The sequence below is a fragment of the Massilimicrobiota sp. SW1139 genome, from assembly GCF_012027715.1.
In the GTDB taxonomy this organism is placed as follows: Bacteria; Bacillota_I; Bacilli_A; order Erysipelotrichales; family Coprobacillaceae; genus Allocoprobacillus; species Allocoprobacillus merdigallinarum.
The window spans coordinates 1-17568 of sequence record NZ_SJOR01000031.1; the positions used below are offsets into that span (position 1 = coordinate 1).

The 17568-nt window shown below is 31.6% G+C and carries 17 protein-coding genes and 1 riboswitch; of the genes, 13 read left to right on the forward strand and 4 right to left on the reverse strand.

The window, feature by feature from the left end; translation table 11 throughout:
• Positions 1-491 precede the first annotated feature (491 nt).
• Complete coding sequence (cps2T, locus tag E0K96_RS11550; RefSeq protein ID WP_168083320.1) at positions 492-1646, reverse strand: beta 1-4 rhamnosyltransferase Cps2T; 1155 nt, start codon at positions 1644-1646, stop codon at positions 492-494.
• An 81-nt stretch (positions 1647-1727) separates the two neighbouring features.
• Here cps2T and E0K96_RS11555 point away from each other — a divergent pair, with 81 nt between their 5' ends.
• From E0K96_RS11555 to E0K96_RS11580, 6 genes are all read left to right on the forward strand, one after another.
• Positions 1728-2615, forward strand: coding sequence for a tyrosine-type recombinase/integrase (locus tag E0K96_RS11555; RefSeq protein WP_240924516.1), 888 nt, complete (start codon positions 1728-1730; stop codon positions 2613-2615).
• 70 nt (positions 2616-2685) lie between these two features.
• Positions 2686-4176 (forward strand): LCP family protein, encoded by a 1491-nt coding sequence (locus E0K96_RS11560; RefSeq protein ID WP_168083324.1) that lies wholly within the window; start codon positions 2686-2688, stop codon positions 4174-4176.
• Positions 4177-4307: 131 nt separating this feature from the next.
• Complete coding sequence (locus tag E0K96_RS11565; protein ID WP_168083326.1) at positions 4308-5204, forward strand: nucleotidyltransferase family protein; 897 nt, start codon at positions 4308-4310, stop codon at positions 5202-5204.
• A 172-nt stretch (positions 5205-5376) separates the two neighbouring features.
• The gene (locus E0K96_RS11570) at positions 5377-6117 is read left to right on the forward strand and encodes a DUF4351 domain-containing protein (protein WP_168083328.1); all 741 of its coding nucleotides are present in this window, start codon (positions 5377-5379) and stop codon (positions 6115-6117) included.
• Between the two features lie 171 nt (positions 6118-6288).
• Positions 6289-6588 carry a phasin family protein gene (locus E0K96_RS11575; RefSeq protein ID WP_168083330.1) on the forward strand — a complete coding sequence of 100 codons (300 nt, stop codon included), beginning with the start codon at positions 6289-6291 and terminating at the stop codon, positions 6586-6588.
• The gene (locus tag E0K96_RS11580; protein ID WP_168083332.1) at positions 6572-8167 is read left to right on the forward strand and encodes an ABC1 kinase family protein; all 1596 of its coding nucleotides are present in this window, start codon (positions 6572-6574) and stop codon (positions 8165-8167) included. The genes E0K96_RS11575 and E0K96_RS11580 overlap by 17 nt, the downstream gene beginning before the upstream one ends.
• Before the next feature lie 6 nt (positions 8168-8173).
• Here the strand turns inward: E0K96_RS11580 and E0K96_RS11585 are convergent, their stop codons facing one another.
• Positions 8174-8797, reverse strand: coding sequence for a Crp/Fnr family transcriptional regulator (locus E0K96_RS11585; protein ID WP_168083334.1), 624 nt, complete (start codon positions 8795-8797; stop codon positions 8174-8176).
• Between the two features lie 89 nt (positions 8798-8886).
• On the opposite strand from E0K96_RS11585, the gene E0K96_RS11590 reads away from it, so the two are divergent.
• From E0K96_RS11590 to E0K96_RS11600, 3 genes are all read left to right on the forward strand, one after another.
• On the forward strand, positions 8887-9738 hold the full coding sequence (locus E0K96_RS11590) for a YitT family protein (protein WP_168083336.1): 852 nt from the start codon (positions 8887-8889) through the stop codon (positions 9736-9738).
• A 173-nt stretch (positions 9739-9911) separates the two neighbouring features.
• A complete protein-coding gene (ahpC, locus tag E0K96_RS11595; protein WP_087243373.1) occupies positions 9912-10475 on the forward strand; it encodes an alkyl hydroperoxide reductase subunit C in 564 nt (187 codons plus the stop codon).
• On the forward strand, positions 10475-12088 hold the full coding sequence (locus tag E0K96_RS11600) for an FAD-dependent oxidoreductase (protein ID WP_168083338.1): 1614 nt from the start codon (positions 10475-10477) through the stop codon (positions 12086-12088). Before ahpC ends, E0K96_RS11600 begins: the two co-directional genes overlap by 1 nt.
• Positions 12089-12410: 322 nt before the next feature.
• Here E0K96_RS11600 and E0K96_RS11610 read toward each other — a convergent pair whose 3' ends face one another.
• Together E0K96_RS11610 and E0K96_RS11615 are read right to left on the reverse strand one after the other, a co-directional pair.
• A complete protein-coding gene (locus tag E0K96_RS11610) occupies positions 12411-13115 on the reverse strand; it encodes a DUF2238 domain-containing protein (RefSeq protein ID WP_129737328.1) in 705 nt (234 codons plus the stop codon).
• Positions 13116-13152: 37 nt separating this feature from the next.
• The gene (locus E0K96_RS11615; protein WP_168083342.1) at positions 13153-13650 is read right to left on the reverse strand and encodes a DNA-deoxyinosine glycosylase; all 498 of its coding nucleotides are present in this window, start codon (positions 13648-13650) and stop codon (positions 13153-13155) included.
• A 121-nt stretch (positions 13651-13771) separates the two neighbouring features.
• Positions 13772-13891, forward strand: a riboswitch (FMN riboswitch).
• Positions 13892-13953: 62 nt separating this feature from the next.
• Here E0K96_RS11615 and E0K96_RS11620 point away from each other — a divergent pair.
• From E0K96_RS11620 to E0K96_RS11635, 4 genes are all read left to right on the forward strand, one after another.
• Positions 13954-14571, forward strand: a complete 618-nt coding sequence (locus E0K96_RS11620; protein ID WP_087243368.1) for an ECF transporter S component — start codon at positions 13954-13956, stop codon at positions 14569-14571.
• A 3-nt stretch (positions 14572-14574) separates the two neighbouring features.
• A complete protein-coding gene (locus E0K96_RS11625; RefSeq protein ID WP_168083344.1) occupies positions 14575-15216 on the forward strand; it encodes an ECF transporter S component in 642 nt (213 codons plus the stop codon).
• 12 nt (positions 15217-15228) lie between these two features.
• Positions 15229-15693, forward strand: coding sequence for a pyridoxamine 5'-phosphate oxidase family protein (locus tag E0K96_RS11630; protein ID WP_168083346.1), 465 nt, complete (start codon positions 15229-15231; stop codon positions 15691-15693).
• A gap of 137 nt (positions 15694-15830) precedes the next feature.
• On the forward strand, positions 15831-17405 hold the full coding sequence (locus tag E0K96_RS11635) for an LCP family protein (RefSeq protein WP_206080735.1): 1575 nt from the start codon (positions 15831-15833) through the stop codon (positions 17403-17405).
• Positions 17406-17568 lie beyond the last annotated feature (163 nt).

A 17568-nucleotide genomic window follows, 5' to 3' on the forward strand; every position in this document is an offset into this window, starting at 1 on the left:
ATATTAATTTGTAGATATTTTTATCGGTAATCTAAAATAACATGGGGTTTTGGGGTTTTAGATTCTAAATTAATACGGGAAGAACTACCTTCCCGTTTTTTAATACCTATAGTCGAGAATTTGGCATATTTAATATTCTGTTTTTAATGTGTACTGTAAGCGTAAAATGAAAAAGCCCTATTATCAATCAACGACATTGATTATAATTAGAGCTGTAATAAATTGACAATTTATATATGTATGATTTACAGGACACGACTAAAAGATCGTATCTCTACGATTTTTTAGTCAGATATGTATTATCAGGCAATTCTTTTGACCATGGCATATAATTATCAAGGGCTTCTTCATTTTACGCTTACTTTGTACCAATAAATATTGGAAAAGATTTTTTCTTAAAAAAAGGCATATATATTAATCCACGAATTAATTTGATTAGAGTACATATAAGGATACTCATCTTGTCTACAATAGATATTTCCTTTTTCATTTCACACCTCAAAATAATTTTCATACTTTCTAACAATATAATCCCAACTATATTTACTATCGATTCTATGTTTAGCCTTAGTAGATAGTTCTTTTAATTGGTCATTGCTTATATTTTCTAATCCATTGATAAGTCCAGATAAATTACCTTCTTGTTTATTCCAGTAGACTGCACCATCTTCTCCAACCTCTTTATTGAATCCTACATCCAACAGTAAATTTAAATCTGTTGTTGCTAGTGCCTCTAATAGAGATGGATTCGTTCCTCCTACTTCATGTCCATGTAGATATCCATATGCGTTCTCTCTGATTTTCTTTAAAAGTTGTTGATCATAAACTGTTCCGACAAACTTAATTCTTTTGTCTTGATCAAAATGTGTTTCATTCTTTAATGTTTCATAGAATTTATTCTGTTCAACATTTGTAATCAATACAAAATCTTTTTTTGTATTAGACTTCATAAATTCTTTAATCATTGTTTCATAGTTGTTTTCTGGTACGAAACGTCCAACAACTAAATAATATTCTTTTGCCTGTACACCTTTTTCCTTATACCAGTTAAGTAGTTTCTCATCATCATCTCTCAATGTTGATTTTGAAGTATCAGCCCCATAAGCAATGAATGTTGTCTTTGGAGAATACTGTTTATAATCTTCCTGAATATATTTTTCAATATTCTTAGAATCACAAATTAATAAATCAGCATGTTTAACCATCAGTTTTTCTGATAGTTTCCAATATTTTCTGATAAAGTAATTCCATTTGGCTCGTTTCCATTCATGACCATCTGGATTGACATAAACTTTACAATTGAGTTTATGTAACTGTTTGACATATTTACTAACAAATAGTCCAATTCGACATGCAAGAATATAAACTATAGCATCATTAATATTGTTATCCTTGATGTATTTTACACAGTATTTCAATGCAGCTAAATCATAGTAGACAGCTTTTGCTGGTCCGATATTCGGAACTTTGACATTGAAGCAATGTGCACCATGATATTCAGTTTCGTTATCATTGTCACTAAGACAAGCAACATGATATTTAATATTTTTATTTTGCTGTCTGCTGACCAGCTCGTCTACAAATGTTTCAAAACCACCATAGTTGGCTGGTATCCCTTTTGAACCTATAATGAATACATTTTTCAAAATGATCTCCCTTTCCTAAATGAATATACTTTACGAAATGGAAAGAATATGATGATAAAAAGGAGGAATAGAAAAGTGAATATGAGTTTTCAAGAATTAAGTTTAATTTGGTTAGAGTATAAAAGTTACACGATAAAAAAAACATCGCTTATGCAATATAAGCGAATTATTAATCATTATTTAAATGTTTATCTAGGAGATATGAAAGTTTGTGATTTTACAATACAGGATATATTAAAATGTATTGAAAATATGAAATGTCATCTATCTAATAAAACATTGCAAGACAATATTGTGACTTTAAAAGGTATTATTAGATATGGTAATACATTAGGATATTGTCATATACCATTAGAAGTGATTCCAAATATCAAATACCAGAAAAAAGAAATGCAGATATTAAGTAATCAAGAACTGCAATTAATTGAAGACTATATTTTTCTTGATACTGATGATAAGAAAATAGGATTGATGATTTGCTTATATACTGGAATAAGATTAGGAGAAATATGTGCTTTAACATGGGATGATATAGATTTAGAAAATAGAAGAATTGAGATCAATAAGACAATTCACAGAATTAATGAAAAAGGAAAAAGCTATACTATTATTGGGACACCAAAAACAGTACATTCTAAGCGTTTCATACCCATACATCCTCAGCTTTATCATTTTTTATTAGATAGACAACAACGTTCTGGATATATATTAACTGGAACAAATAAATATTTAGATCCACGTAGTTATCAATATTATTTTAAAAAGACACTTGCATTTCTTAATATTCAAGATTATAAGTTTCATATTTTAAGACATACTTTTGCGACAAAATGCGTTCAATGTCAAATTGATGTGAAAAGTTTAAGTGAAATATTAGGATATTCGTCTGTAACAATTACTTTAAATACATATGTACATTCATCTTTTGAAATGAAAAAAGCTGAAATGGTGAAGTATAAATTGTTTTAAAAGTTGACAGATTCTTGAAAAGTTCACATGAATATGCTACCATGTGAAAGATGAAGAAAAGAGGGATAGAATGGCAAAACATACAAAGGAAAGTTTTATTTCTAAAATAACATCATGGAAAGTCATTTTAGGAATACAAGTTGTTGCTTCTTTATTATTGATTATACTTGTTTTTAAACTCAATGCTTTACCATTATTATATACAATGGTGTTGATAGGTATTGTTGTTTTATTGGCTTTAATATCATTTTTATTGATGAAGCCATCAAAGACTACTGGTAAAGGAAAAATTAGAAATATTATTGGAAAAGTTATTAGTTTATTATTATCAGTTTTCTTAATGATTGGATCTTTATATATCGCTCAAGGAAATTCAGTTATTGATGCTATTTCTGGAGCAAATACAAAAACAACGAGAATTTCTCTTGTAGTAATGAAAGATAGTAATTATAAAGAAGTTTCAGATTTGAAAAATCAAACAATTGAAGCAAATCTAGATGATGAAGATAATGCGAAATACATGAGTAAAGCTATTGAAGCATTAAATAAAGAAGAGTCAACAATTAAGGTTGAGAATGCATCAAGTTATGCACAAATGGCAGATGATCTTTATAATGAAAATACAGAAGCTATCTATATCAATGAGGCAAACTACGGTATGTTAGAAGAAGAACATGATACATTCTTAAATGATACAAGAGTTTTATGGTCATATGATATTGTTGAACAAACTGAAGATATTTCTAAGAATGTTAATGTTACAAAAGAAGCATTTACAATTTTCATTAGTGGTATTGATACAACAGGACCTGTTTCTACAGTTTCACGTAGTGATGTCAATATGCTTGTGACTGTTAATCCAACAACAAAGCAAATTTTAATGACAAGTATTCCTAGAGATTATTATGTTACTCTAGCAAATAGAGGAGAAAAGGATAAATTAACTCATGCTGGATTAGGTGGAGTAGAAAACTCTGTAGCAACAATTGAAAATTTTATGGATATTGATATTAACTATTATGCTAGAGTTAATTTTACATCTTTAATTGAGATGGTCGATGCTTTAGGTGGTATAACAGTATATTCTCCAGTTTCATTTACAACAATGCACGGTGGATATCAGATTCATGAAGGAAATAATGAAATGGATGGAGATAAAGCATTAGGATTTGTAAGAGAACGTTATGGTTTATCTGGTGGAGATAACGATCGTGTTAAAAACCAGCAAAGAGTTTTAACGGGAATGTTAGAAAAAGCAATGTCACCTGCAATTTTAACAAATTATTCAAGTGTATTGAGTTCTATTGAAGGTTCATTTGAAACAAATATGTCATCTGGTGAAATTACAAGTTTAATCAAAATGCAGTTGAATGATATGCCTTCATGGGATATCTATCAAGTTCAGTTAAGTGGTAGTGGACAAATGATGACTGGTGGTTCATATATGCCAAATAATAGACTTTATTATATGGTTCCAGATGAAAGTAGTATTAATGAATGTTCATCATTGATTCAACAAATGGTTAATGGTGAAAAAATTAATGTTGAACAAAGTAAATAACGATTTAGGAATAGCAAATTAAGCTATTCCTTTTTGCATATATTATGTGAAATTTGTATGATTTTGTTGTTATGTTATATGGAAATTGATATAATAATATTCAGGAAATAAAATAAAGGGAGTTGAATAAAATGAGTAATGTAACGCTTGTCGTTATGGCGGCAGGAATTGGAAGTCGATTTGGAGGTGGCATCAAGCAATTAGAACCAGTAGGGCCTAATGGTGAAATCATTATGGATTATTCTATTTATGATGCTTTAGAAGCTGGTTTTAATAAGGTTGTCTTTGTTATTAGAAAAGATTTAGAAAAAGACTTTGATGAAATCATAGGACAGAGAATGAAAAAGAAAGTTCATGTTGAATATGCTTTCCAGGAAGTTGATAACATTCCTGAAGAATATAAGGATAAGTTTGCAGGACGTACAAAGCCTTGGGGTACAGGACAGGCTATTTTAGCATGTCAAGGTTTAGTCAATGAACCATTTTTAGTGATCAATGCAGATGATTATTATGGAAAGGAAGCTTATAAAGAAGCATATCAATATCTAACACAAGAACATCCAAAGAATCCAATGCCAATATGCATGGTAGGTTTTATCTTAAAGAATACACTCAGTGATAATGGGGGAGTGACAAGAGGAATCTGCCAGATTGCAAATGATAAGCTAATAGATATTGTGGAAACACATAATATAGAAAAAATTAATGGAAAAGCAGTTGTAGAAGGAAAAGAGATAGATCTCAATTCAGCAGTATCTATGAATATGTGGGGATTATATCCAGAGTTCATAGAAATGCTAGAACAGGGATTCAATGACTTCTTAAAAGAAACACCATCAGATAACTTAAAAGCAGAATACTTGTTACCAACAATTATAGGAGATATGCTACATAACAATAAAGCAGAAGTCACAGCATTAAAATCACATGATGAATGGTTTGGAGTGACATATAAAGAAGATAAAGATTATGTAAAAGAAAATATCCAGTTATTAGTTGAAAAGGGAATGTATCCACAAAAAATTTAATAGAATCAATATAAAAGCAAGTTAACAATGATAGTTATCTTGCTTTTATTTTATATATAAATATGCTTTAAGCAAATAATATGGTATAATAAGATTATAAAGTGAAAAATATTGAAGAAATAAAAAAAAACAATGAATAAAATGCGTATATATAAATAGGAGGAATTATTCTATGACAGATTTCAGAAACCTATTTGATATACGCATTAAGAACTATTTTCGTCATCATAACCATATTGCTGATCTTTTGTCTGTCATTCTCTTTGACGGCCATAGAGATACGCATATTCGTCTGATTCAATATATTCCAATTGAAAAATCAACAGCTCTGTTAACAACCAATGAAACAATCGAACGTACAAGAGATCATCTCATTCATGTCATGATTGATGGAAAACATTGTTATGTTGGCATTGAACATCAGTCCTATAATGATCAGACGATGTTCCAGCGTATCATGGAATATGATTATCTTGATTATCTACAACAGTATCATGATTATCAGGATAGCCGTGGCAGGGACAAGATTAAGAAGATCGCTCCAGATGATGATTTCACGGTCAGTCATGAGGTGGCCTGTGTGTTAGGGACCCTGACACATGATGAAGAGATTTACAATCATATCGAAAAACAGGAAGGAGATGTTCATATGGGTCAATATGTATTAAATATTAGCAAGAAAGCACGACTCGAAGGTATAAAAGAAGGAAAAAAAGAAGGAAGAGAGCAGGGGTTGCATGAAGGTATTACTCATACACTTCTTCAGCTGCTTCAATCAAAGCTAGGCCAACTTTCACCAAAGATTATTCATCAAATTCAAACAAGTAATGATGAACAACTACATGCCTTAACAATACATATTTTTGGTATAAACAGTGAAGAAGATGTTTTGAAGATACTTAAAAATGACTAGACTTTATTTGCTTTGTCATGTTCTTAAAATAACAAAACCGGCTTTAGAATAGATATCAATAAAAGTGAAAATGTGATTATGACAATTTAAGCCAATGATATTTTATTTTTCTTAAACTACACATTTGTCGAGATTCGTAGTAAAATAAACATATAGATAGGAGGTTTTGTTATGAATAATTTTAGTGAAGATTTAAAAAAGGTTTTATTAGCAGGTATTGGTGCAGTTGCTGTGACTGCTGAAAAATCTAAAGAAGTTGTTGAAGAATTAGTGAAAAAGGGAGAATTAACTGTTGAACAAGGAAAGGTTTTGAATGAAGAATTAAAGCATAATGTTGCTGAAAAATTAAGAAAACCAGTCAGTGTAGAAACAGTAGAAAAAGATTTACAGAATATGGACGTAGAAGACTTGGAAACTTTAAAAGCAAAGATTGAAGAATTACAAAAAGAAAAGAATGAAACAAACGAATAATTTAAGTACAAAACGACGTCTTGCACAAATTCTGACAATACTGAGAAAACATCATTTAGCAAAGGGTATTGATCCTGTTAAATTTAGGATGATTTTAGAGGATCTAGGACCAACATTTGTAAAGATTGGTCAAATTATGGCTTCCAGACAAGATATGTTTTCTCAGCGTTATTGTCGGGAATTAGTCAAATTAAGAGATAATGTTGCACCTATGAGTATTGAAATAGTCAAGACTGTGATTGAAAATGAATATCAGGAAGATTTGAATGATGTATTTTTAGATTTTGATATTGTGCCATTAGGAAGTGCTTCTATTGCACAAGTACATAAAGCAACATTAAAAGATGGACGCCATATTGTTGTGAAGGTTCAACGTCCTGGCATTTATGAAATGATGGAAAGAGATATTTCATTAATTCGTAAAGCTGTGAAAATCTTAAAATTAAATGATGTTTTAGGAAGTGTTGTTGATTTAAATATTGTATTAGATGAATTTTGGCATACAGCGAAAGAAGAAATGGATTTTTTAAACGAAGCACATTATGCAAAAAGGTTTTCTCATCTACATCATGATATTCAATATATTGATGCTCCAGAAATCATTGATGATTACAGTACAAGTAAAGTTCTGGTAATGGAATATATTGATGGTTATGAAATAGATGATCGTATCACCCTTAAAAATGCTGGCTATGATTTAAAAGAAATTGCAGCGAAATTAGCTGAAAATTATATTAAACAAATTGTAGATGATGGCTTTTTTCATGCTGATCCCCATCCTGGGAATTTAAGAATTCGAGATGGAAAGATTGTCTGGATCGATTTTGGAATGATGGGCATTTTAAATCGTGCTGATAAGGATTTAATGAAAGATGCTGTTTTGGCTATTGGACAAAATGATACCCAAAAGCTTGTTGATGTGATTTTAACTTTGGGAGAACATGATGATCGTATTGACTATGCTCTATTTTATGATAATATTGAAACTTTTATGAAGCATTATGTATCAATGGATTTAACAGATATCAATTTAGGTGATGTTGTGCAGGAAATCTTTGTGATAGCTCATAAGCATCGTATATCTATGCCTAAAGGTGTTAGTATGCTGGCAAGGGGATTGGTAACGATTGAAAGTACCGTTATGCTTATTGACCCCCATATTAGCATTTTAGAAATTGCTGCCAATCATGTGGCCAGTCATATATCAAAGAAATTGGATTATAAAAAGGAACTCACAAAATCAGCAAAAAAACTTTATAATTTTAGTCAGAATGTTTTAGATTTACCGGGTCAGATATCAGATATTATGCGTATGCTGATGAAAGGAAGACTCAAGGTGAATCTAGATATTATGGAATCCAGTGTACCTATGACAGCTATTAATCATATGGTTAATAAACTTGTTGTGGGAATTGTCAGTGCAGGTTTATTGATGGCAAGCAGTTTGTTATGTACGACTCAAATGACACCTAAAGTATTTGGTATTCCAGCTCTAGGATTCATTGGATATATGACTGCCGTTGGACTTGGTATCTGGCTATTATTGACAGTCTTAAAAGAAAGAAGACAGAAAAAATAACTGTATTCATTTATGTAAAAATGAATACAGTTTGTTTTTATCTTTGACAATAATTGTTTTATATTGAATGAGTATCATTTTTTCTTTCACAAATTCATTTAATACTTTGGTTACAGTGACACGTGATAAACCAAGTAATGAAGCAATTTCTTCATGAGAATATGTGATTTCATGATGATGATAGTGATCCATCTGATCCAATAAAAAAGCAGCGACTTTTTCATAACGATTATATGTATAGGATCTTTTGATCATGGCTGTCAGATAATCACATGTTTGAGATAAAGATTGTAACATATTGATGAGTAAATCTTGTGATTGTTGAAGATAAGGATAGAGATGTTTAGGATAACAGGCAATGACTTCGACATCACTTATCGCTTGAATGGTTGTTGGACGCTTCGATTGACTGATAAAGGCAGATTCACCAAAAATATCTCCAGATTGTAAAATATCCATCGTCACTTCTTTTCCATTAGAATTCATAACATAGACTTTTACTTTGCCATTTAAAATCAAATATATCAAATCGGCATCATCTTCCTGCATATAAATGATATCTGAAGGCTGATAAACTTGTTTTTGACCAGCTTCTATAAAATATTGAAAATATTCTTTTTTTATTTTCATAGACTTCTCACCACTTTTCTTTTTAATTGTAACATAGATTACATTTTAAAGAAAGCAGATATGATAAAGTCTTGAGCGAGGTGAGGAATATGAAACAAAAAGTTTTGAATTTGATTTATATTATTGTTGGAAATATTTTAATTGCTTTAGCAGTCAATACATTAATTTTAGAAAATAATATTATTGTAGGGGGAACTTCTGGAATTGGAAATGTCTTAAATTATTATTTTCATATCCCTGTTTCATTAAGTGTTGGATGTTTAAATGTGTGTTTGTTTTTAGTAGGATTATTTTTCATTGGAAAGAAATTTGCCATGACAACATTAATCTCTACATTTTTATTTCCAATTGTTTTACAATTCTTTGAAACACATGCCATGTTTCATCATTATTTAAATGATCCATTATTAGCTGCCATTTTAGCTGCCTGCTGTGTAGGTGTAGGTATTGGTTTGATTTTAAGAGCAAATGCTTCTACTGGTGGAGTCGATATTTTAGCTATTTTATTAAATAAAAAATTGGGCTTCCCTGTACATATTGTCTTAAACTGCATAGATTTATCTATTTTGGTTTTACAGTTTACTTTTAATGATACAACACATGTGATTTATGGAATTATGATTGTTATGATTACAGCTGTTGTATTAAATAAAACATTAACACAAGGAACTAGTCTTGTACAATTAACAGTCATCAGTGATGAATATGAAACAATCAAAGAATCTATTTTACATGAGTTTGATGCCGGTGTAACTCTTTTAGCAAGTGAAAAAGGTTATACAAAAGAAAATTCTAAACTTATTTTATCTGTTCTTCCATATCGTAAATTACCATCTATTAAAGCAAAAATTCATGAAATTGATCCCTATGCTTTTGTGATTGTCTCTCACGTAGAAGAAGTCGGTGGTAAAGGATTTACATTAGAAAAAAGAAATGCCTAAGTTCCTTTGGGAACTTTTTTATATGATGATTGAATGGAAATTGATGACCAAATATTGAAAGTGCAAATGCTTTGCACTTTTTCTTTTTTTATGCTAGACTAATATCAGTTAGTTAAAGCTAACTAAGACATATAGAATTACAAAAGTTTCAAATATAAAAGGAGGTCATATATATGTCATTAATCGGAAAAGAAATCAATGAGTTTAAAGTACAAGCATACCAAAATGGTGAATTTAAAGAAGTGACAAAGGAAGATTTATTAGGAAAATGGAATGTCTTTTTCTTCTATCCTGCAGACTTTACATTTGTATGTCCAACAGAATTAGAAGATTTAGCCAATCTATACGAATCATTCCAAAAAATCAATTGTGAAATTTATTCAGTATCATGTGATACACATTTTGTACATAAAGCTTGGCATGATACATCAAAGAGAATTCAAAAAATTCAATATCCTATGTTAGCTGATCCAACAGCCGCTTTAGCGAAAGATTTAGATGTTTATATTGAATCAGAAGGTGTCGCAGAAAGAGGAACATTTATTATAAATCCTGAAGGAAAAGTTGTAGCTTATGAAGTGATTGCTGGTAATGTCGGACGTAATGGAGATGAGTTATTAAGAAGAGTTCAGGCATCACAATTTGTTGCTGAACATGGTGATGAAGTTTGTCCAGCCAAATGGCAACCAGGTGAAGAAACATTGAAACCATCATTAGATTTAGTAGGAATATTATAATGTCTAAGATTTATGATGCGATTATTGTTGGTGGAGGCCCAGCTGGGCTCTCTGCCGCTATATATCTTGCTAGAGCAAAATATAGTGTCCTGGTTTTAGAAAAAGAAAAATTTGGTGGACAGATTACCATAACATCAGATATTGTGAATTATCCAGGCGTGCTGGAAGATTCTGGTGAAGGTCTTACAATCAAAATGAGAAAGCAGGCTGAAAATTTTGGTGCATCTTTTCAAAAGGCTTATGTCAAAAGTCTTCACTTACAACAACCTATCAAAAAGGTTGAAACGGATCAAGGAATCTATGAATCTGTTGGTCTCGTATTAGCTCCAGGAGCTCATCCTAGAAAGCTTGGTTTCCCTGGTGAAAAGGAATATCAGGGACGTGGAATTGCTTATTGTGCGACTTGTGATGGGGAATTTTTTGAAGGATGTCCAATCTTTGTTATAGGGGGAGGTTTTGCAGCATGTGAAGAAGCTCTCTTTTTAACACAATATGCTTCAAAAGTGACAATGATTGTGAGAGAAGAAGATTTCACATGTGCCAAAACAATTGCTGATCAAGTGCGTGCTCATGAGCAAATAGAAACGCTTTTTGAAACAGAAATTGTGGAAGTTGGTGGGCATGACACGATGGAATATGCTGTTTTTAGAAATAATCGTGATCAGTCATTATGGCGTTATGAGGCTTCAACGCATGGACGTTTTGGAATCTTTGTTTTTGCTGGATATGTTCCACAAAATGAATTATTTCAAGATCAGCTGGCATTAAATGCCCAAGGATACTTAATCACTGACCGACATCAAAAAACAAGTATGGATGGTGTTTATGGTGCAGGTGATATTTGTGAAAAAGATTTACGTCAGGTTGTGACTGCTGTCAGTGATGGCGCTATTGCTGCAACATCTTTAGAAAAATATATCACGACAACAAAAGACAAATTTGATATCCAAACAATAGCTTATCAGAATCATTCTCAAAAAGCAAAAATTTCAAAAGGAGATGATTCTTCCATGTTTATCAGTCAGGACATCAGAGAACAGTTACAACAGATTTTCAACAAATTCACAAAAGATGTTTATTTAATAGGTCAATTATCAACAGATCCTTTTTCATTAGAAATGAAAAACTTTATGGAAGAGCTGGCTTCATTAAGTCCACATATTCACAATATTTATCAGTCTGTTCAAGCTCATCCTCAAATCATTTTATGTGATAGTGATCAAAATGATTTAGGTGTACATTATCACATGGTACCAGGTGGTCATGAGTTTAATTCGTTTATACTTGCTTTATACAATATCGCAAGTCAAGGACAACCATTGGATCAACACGTCATAGAAAGGATCCAATCATTAAAATCACATCAGATTCAAATCTTTGTCTCTTTATCTTGTACAATGTGTCCAGAAGTTGTTCAGGCAACACAACGTATAGCTTTGCTTCATCCGGATATCCAAACATCTATTTATGATTTATCACATTATCCTGAATATAAAGAACAATATCAAATAATGAGTGTACCATGTATTGTGATTGATCAACAACATGTCTTGTTTGGAAAAAAGACAATGGAAGAGATGGTACAGGTATTAGAAAAGCTTCAGTCAAAATGAAGCTTTTTTGTTTGTTTACCCATACCATTTTGATAAAAAGACATAACTTATATTGAGGTGAATGAAATTGGATTTTAATGAAAATCAATATGACATGTATGATCCATACAACCAGCGTGTTATGATTCAGCCATGGTTCTGGTGGTGGCTTTTCCCACCACAATTTTTCCCACCAGGTCCTCCAAGACCTCCGCATCCTCCAGGACCACCTAGACCGCCAAGGCCACCAGGTCCTCCAAGACCTCCACAGCCACCAAGACCACCTGGACCACCAGGATCACCAAGGCCTCCTTATCCAAGAGAATATATGTAAAAAGGCACATCAATTTGTGCCTTTTTGTGATTTTTGTTTTTTTTCAAGTTTGACGTATTCAATACAAGCGACACCAATAGCCCCAGCTAAATCTAACATCAGATCTTTCATCGTATCATTGAGAGCCTCATGCCCCTGTAAAGGAATATCATCTTCGTCATATAGTGTAGAACGAGTAGTTTCCATATATTGCTGATTATTTGTTTTGAAAATATCATCAACAGTATATTCACCAATTTCCCATATCGCTCCAATTGCTAAAGCTACACATACAACAATCAAACTCATAAATAAAGGTGATACAGATAGAGGAATGCGATATTCCTGATCAAGATATTGAATGACTATAAAACCAACATAGGCAATGACAACACCTGAAAAAGTATGCAAAATAGAATCCCAATAAGGTATACGCCCATAAAAGTTTAAAACATCTCCTAAAATAAAACCACTGAATGCAAAAGTGATTAAAATAAAATCTAATAAATGTGGGATTTCAAAATGATATATATCTTGAATAAACTTAGGAATACGTAAAACAAATAACATAGCTACTAATTGGACAATAGTGAAAATTAAACGTCCTTTATTATCACCAGTGCGTGTAAATAATAAGAACACAGCAATTCCTAACATCAAGACAACGCTCCAGAAAATCAATTTTCTTGCGATAATTAAATAATAAGGTTTTTTTTCTTTTAACTTTGTTTTCATAAATCCTCCCCCGTATTGCCTATATCATATATGACAATTATGAACTTTCCATAAATTCCTGACATATTTGTTGCCATTCTATTAAAAGTTTATCTAAAGAATAGGCAGCATTAGCAGAAGAAGTTGAAGGTAAACATATATCTTTTTGATGTGTCAATTCATAACAATACTTCATATACAGCTGATGCGCTTTTTTTCCATTGGTATAAATATGTGTCATATGTGTATCTTTTAATAAACCTGCAATATCATTGACAATGACATTCTGAATTGAGCTGTCACTAGAACCATGAATATCACAGCTTTGAATCACATCCCATAAAGCAATATGATTTTCAAGTAGAAAATTCTTTTTTTCTTCAATCGTTAATAATGGATCATGGTGATAAAGCGTGGCTAGAACTTTCCAGAAACGATTTTGTGGATGATGATAAAAAAACTGAGCTTCACGTGATTTGACAGAAGGAAATGAACCTAAAATAAGAATTTGTGAATCCTGATTATAAATAGGGGGAATATTGTGTATTGCGAACATGTTGTCACCACCTTTTCATTTATTATAACAAATTTTATAAATTCATTTTACAAAAAAAGAAAAAAGGTATATGATAGGTATGTAGATGATGTCAATTCTATAACCGGTTTTCAAAACTGAATAACGTCTTTGGGGCAGGGTGTAATTCCCTACCGATGGTGATAGTCCATGACTCGCTGATAGCGACTGATCTGGTGAAATTCCAGAACCGACGGTATAGTCCGGATGAGAAAAGACAAATTCTATGCAACTTAGACATTTTTTTGTTTAAGTTATTTTTTTTTAGAAAAAGGAGATAGAAAAATGAAAACAAAAAAATTAAACGTCAAAAAAATAGCTTTGATTGGCATGTTGGGTGCATTGGGTGGTCTTTTAATGTTGATCAAAACACCACTTCCATTTATGCCACCATTTATGGATTTTGATCTGGCAGCATTACCGGAAATCATTGGTGGATTTGCCTTGGGACCGGTGGCAGCTGTTTTGATTGTCATTGTCAAACTGATTGTCAAATTAGCTATTTTAGGAACCAGTACAGCATTTGTAGGGGAGCTTTCTAATTTTATTGTGAGTGTTGCCTATGTATTACCAGCTGTATTGATTTATGATCATCATAAAGAAAAGAAATCCGCATTACAGGGTATGATTATTGGAACAATTGTGTGTACACTGGCAGCTGTGATTTCTAATGTTTATATGATTATCCCGTTTTATGCGAATATGATGGCAGGGTGGTCAGTGGATACAATTGTAGACATGTGTCATGCTGTTTGTCCTTTGGTGAATGATATCTGGACTCTCGCATTGTTTGGCGTTGTCCCATTTAATTTAATTAAATGTGGTGTGACTTCAGTGATTACTTTTATTGTGTATAAGAAAATCAGTGTACCACTTAAAAAATTTGTGAAAGCTGGGATGTAGACAATGAAAGTCAAAAAAATAACAACTATTGGCATTCTTTGTGCATTAGCCATGATTGTAAACTTGTTTGCCTTTATGCCACTTGTTCCTACTGTCACATGGCTGACTTATGATCCTAAAGATATTATCATTGTGATTGGTGGTTTTATATATGGTCCAATGACATCTTTGATTATGAGTGGCATCTGTTCAGTGCTGGAAATCATGATCAAAGGTGGAACAATCTTAGATGTTTTCATGAATATGATTTCAACCTGTTCATTTGCTTGTGTCGCAGCAGCAGTTTATAAACATAAACATACAAAACAGGGAGCCATGATTGGCTTGTTATTAGGGGTGGTTATAACTGTTATAAATATGACGATCTGGAATTATATTGTCACACCAATTTATTATGGTATGCCTCGAGCAGCAGTTGTAGCATTGTTGTTACCTGGTATTATTCCATTTAATATATTAAAAGCTGGACTTAATGCCGGAATCACTTTATTTGTATATAAGAGTGTTGTAGCTATTTTACGTCATACTCATTTTATTGAAGCAAGTGGACAACCTACTTCCCAAACAAAGTCATTGGTCTGGGTTGGACTGTTTATTACAATATCTATAATCTGTATTATTTTAGCTATTCAAAATATTATTTAAGGAGTTGAAGATATGAACTTTTTAGAAGCCAAGACTTATTTATTTGAAAAATTGGCACCATCAAAAATTATGGCACTGGCATCAAGTGTCAATGATTATGTTATGGTTAGAAATGTCAGTTGTTTAATTTATAATGATGCAATTTATTTTAAGACTGATAAAAATTTTAGAAAGACAAAGCAGTTATATAAAAATCCTCGTGTGGCTTTATGTTATAGTGGCATTCAAGTTGAGGGTAAAGCAGAGATTTTAGGATTAGTTATTGATGAACCAGGACATCAATTTGAAAAATTATATCAGAAATATTTATGGGGAAGCTATAATGCTTATAGTCATAAAGAAGATGAAATTTTAGTAAGAGTTGAACCTGTTTTTGTAGAAATATGGGATACTGATGAAAAGAATCAGGCTTTTCAGACTTTTATTGATTTTGAAAAAGAAAGTGTAGAATATTGTCAGTATGATGACAAAAAATAAGAAAATAATGATTATTTCTCTTTTTTCATGAAAAATTCATAAGTATTTTCTATAATCATGGTGTACTTTTACTTTGTAATTGTATAAATAGTGTGTATAATGGTTATGTTAGAATTTAATGAAGAAAGAGGGATTTCATGAAAAAACTCATTAAGGTGTTACTTTCAAGAAGATTGTTATTGATTATTACACTCATTGCGGCAATTGTTTTTACTGCCGTTGCCTTTGAGTTAAGTATACTTCCATTAAAATATTTTATACCATTGATTGTGATTATTTTCTTGTTAGCTTTTTTATTTTATCGTCTAGCAAGAGATAAAAATGATCGTCATCCTATCAAGGTTGCGCTAATGAAGTTATTGAATGTCTTACTTGCTATTGTCTTAATTATAGCGTCTTTATCTTTGATGAAAGGTTCAAACTTTATTTCTTCTATTACTGGAGGAAATGAAGAAATCATTGAAATGAATGTGGTTGTCTTAAAAGATTCTGCCTATAACTCTATAGATGATTTAAAGGGACAGCCTTTTGGAGCGCATCAGGGCGATGCTGTGAATATCAATAAAACAGAAACAATGATTGAAGATGATATTGGTGAGATTGTTGTAACAAACTATAGTACAAATAATGAGCTTGTGGCAGCGTTATTGGATCATGAAATGAGTGCTATTATTGTTAAAGCTGTAGATTTAGAATCTTTTGATTCTATTGAAGATAAGTTTAATGAAAAGATCAGAATTATTCAAAAATATGAAATCAAGTTACCAAAAGTAGCTGCAAATAGTGCTAAGGTGACTCAAGAGCCATTTGTTGTCTTTATTAGTGGTAGAGATAAAGAAGGACCAATTAATACATTCTCATTATCTGATGTGAATATGATTGCGGCTATTCATCCTCAAACAAAACAAGTTCTATTAGTGAGTATTCCTAGAGATTATTATGTAGATATTAAAGGCATTGAGGGTGTAGAGGGTCAAGATAAGTTAACTCATAGTGCTAAAGGTGGAATTGATGCGACAATTCAGACTGTAGAAAATTTAGTTGGTGTAGATATGAACTATTATGCTAAGTTTAATTTTACATCATTTATGAATGTGATTGATGCTTTAGGTGGTATTGAAGTGACTGTGCCTAAATATGATGTGATTGGTAGAGATGATGGTGTCTTTACAACACGATTAGATAAATATACAATTAAACCTGGAAAACAGACTTTTGATGCAAAACATGCATTATCATTTGTCCGTGAAAGATATGCCTTTGTTGATGGGGATGAAGTTCGTGGAAAGAACCAGATGTTAATGTTGAAAGCTATTATTAAAAAATGCTGTTCACCAAGTATTATTACGAACATGGATAGTGTTTTTGAATCTTTATCAGATAGTTTTGAAACCAATTTAAGTGCTGATGATATCAAATCATTAATTAATATGCAAATTAATGATATGGCTTCATGGGATGTTCAATCTTATCGTTTAACAGGAGATGCTTCACAGAGAGTTTTTGAACTTGCGACAGTCGGTGATGTGACATCTGTTAATGCAAATGGTGTTTATGTCACACAACCTGATGAACAATCTGTGGCTCAGGCAAGAGAATATATTCAACAAGTTATGAATGGTGAAATTGTGAAAGTAACTGAAGAATCATCTGACAGTGATTCTACACAGAACAATACAACTTCGACAGAAGAAAATACAACAATTGAGTAAATGAATTGCTTAATTGAAAAACATATGCTAATATAAAGAAAATACAATGAAAAGAAAGAGTAAATGGATTGTTGATGACGTAGAGAGTTCTTGGCTGGTGAAAAAGAAATCATGACACCATTGAATACATCTTGGAGTAGGTGGCTGAAATAAAAGTAGGTTT

Bases quoted from the DNA above. Each gene is read 5' to 3' on its own strand.
- E0K96_RS11555 (WP_240924516.1), top strand. From the start codon at position 1,728: ATGAGTTTTCAAGAATTAAGTTTAATTTGGTTAGAGTATAAAAGTTAC.
- E0K96_RS11560 (WP_168083324.1), top strand. From the start codon at position 2,686: ATGGCAAAACATACAAAGGAAAGTTTTATTTCTAAAATAACATCATGG.
- E0K96_RS11565 (WP_168083326.1), top strand. From the start codon at position 4,308: ATGAGTAATGTAACGCTTGTCGTTATGGCGGCAGGAATTGGAAGTCGA.
- E0K96_RS11570 (WP_168083328.1), top strand. From the start codon at position 5,377: ATGACAGATTTCAGAAACCTATTTGATATACGCATTAAGAACTATTTT.
- E0K96_RS11575 (WP_168083330.1), top strand. From the start codon at position 6,289: ATGAATAATTTTAGTGAAGATTTAAAAAAGGTTTTATTAGCAGGTATT.
- E0K96_RS11580 (WP_168083332.1), top strand. From the start codon at position 6,572: ATGAAACAAACGAATAATTTAAGTACAAAACGACGTCTTGCACAAATT.
- E0K96_RS11585 (WP_168083334.1), bottom strand. From the start codon at position 8,797: ATGAAAATAAAAAAAGAATATTTTCAATATTTTATAGAAGCTGGTCAA.
- E0K96_RS11590 (WP_168083336.1), top strand. From the start codon at position 8,887: ATGAAACAAAAAGTTTTGAATTTGATTTATATTATTGTTGGAAATATT.
- ahpC (WP_087243373.1), top strand. From the start codon at position 9,912: ATGTCATTAATCGGAAAAGAAATCAATGAGTTTAAAGTACAAGCATAC.
- E0K96_RS11600 (WP_168083338.1), top strand. From the start codon at position 10,475: ATGTCTAAGATTTATGATGCGATTATTGTTGGTGGAGGCCCAGCTGGG.
- E0K96_RS11610 (WP_129737328.1), bottom strand. From the start codon at position 13,115: ATGAAAACAAAGTTAAAAGAAAAAAAACCTTATTATTTAATTATCGCA.
- E0K96_RS11615 (WP_168083342.1), bottom strand. From the start codon at position 13,650: ATGTTCGCAATACACAATATTCCCCCTATTTATAATCAGGATTCACAA.
- E0K96_RS11620 (WP_087243368.1), top strand. From the start codon at position 13,954: ATGAAAACAAAAAAATTAAACGTCAAAAAAATAGCTTTGATTGGCATG.
- E0K96_RS11625 (WP_168083344.1), top strand. From the start codon at position 14,575: ATGAAAGTCAAAAAAATAACAACTATTGGCATTCTTTGTGCATTAGCC.
- E0K96_RS11630 (WP_168083346.1), top strand. From the start codon at position 15,229: ATGAACTTTTTAGAAGCCAAGACTTATTTATTTGAAAAATTGGCACCA.
- E0K96_RS11635 (WP_206080735.1), top strand. From the start codon at position 15,831: ATGAAAAAACTCATTAAGGTGTTACTTTCAAGAAGATTGTTATTGATT.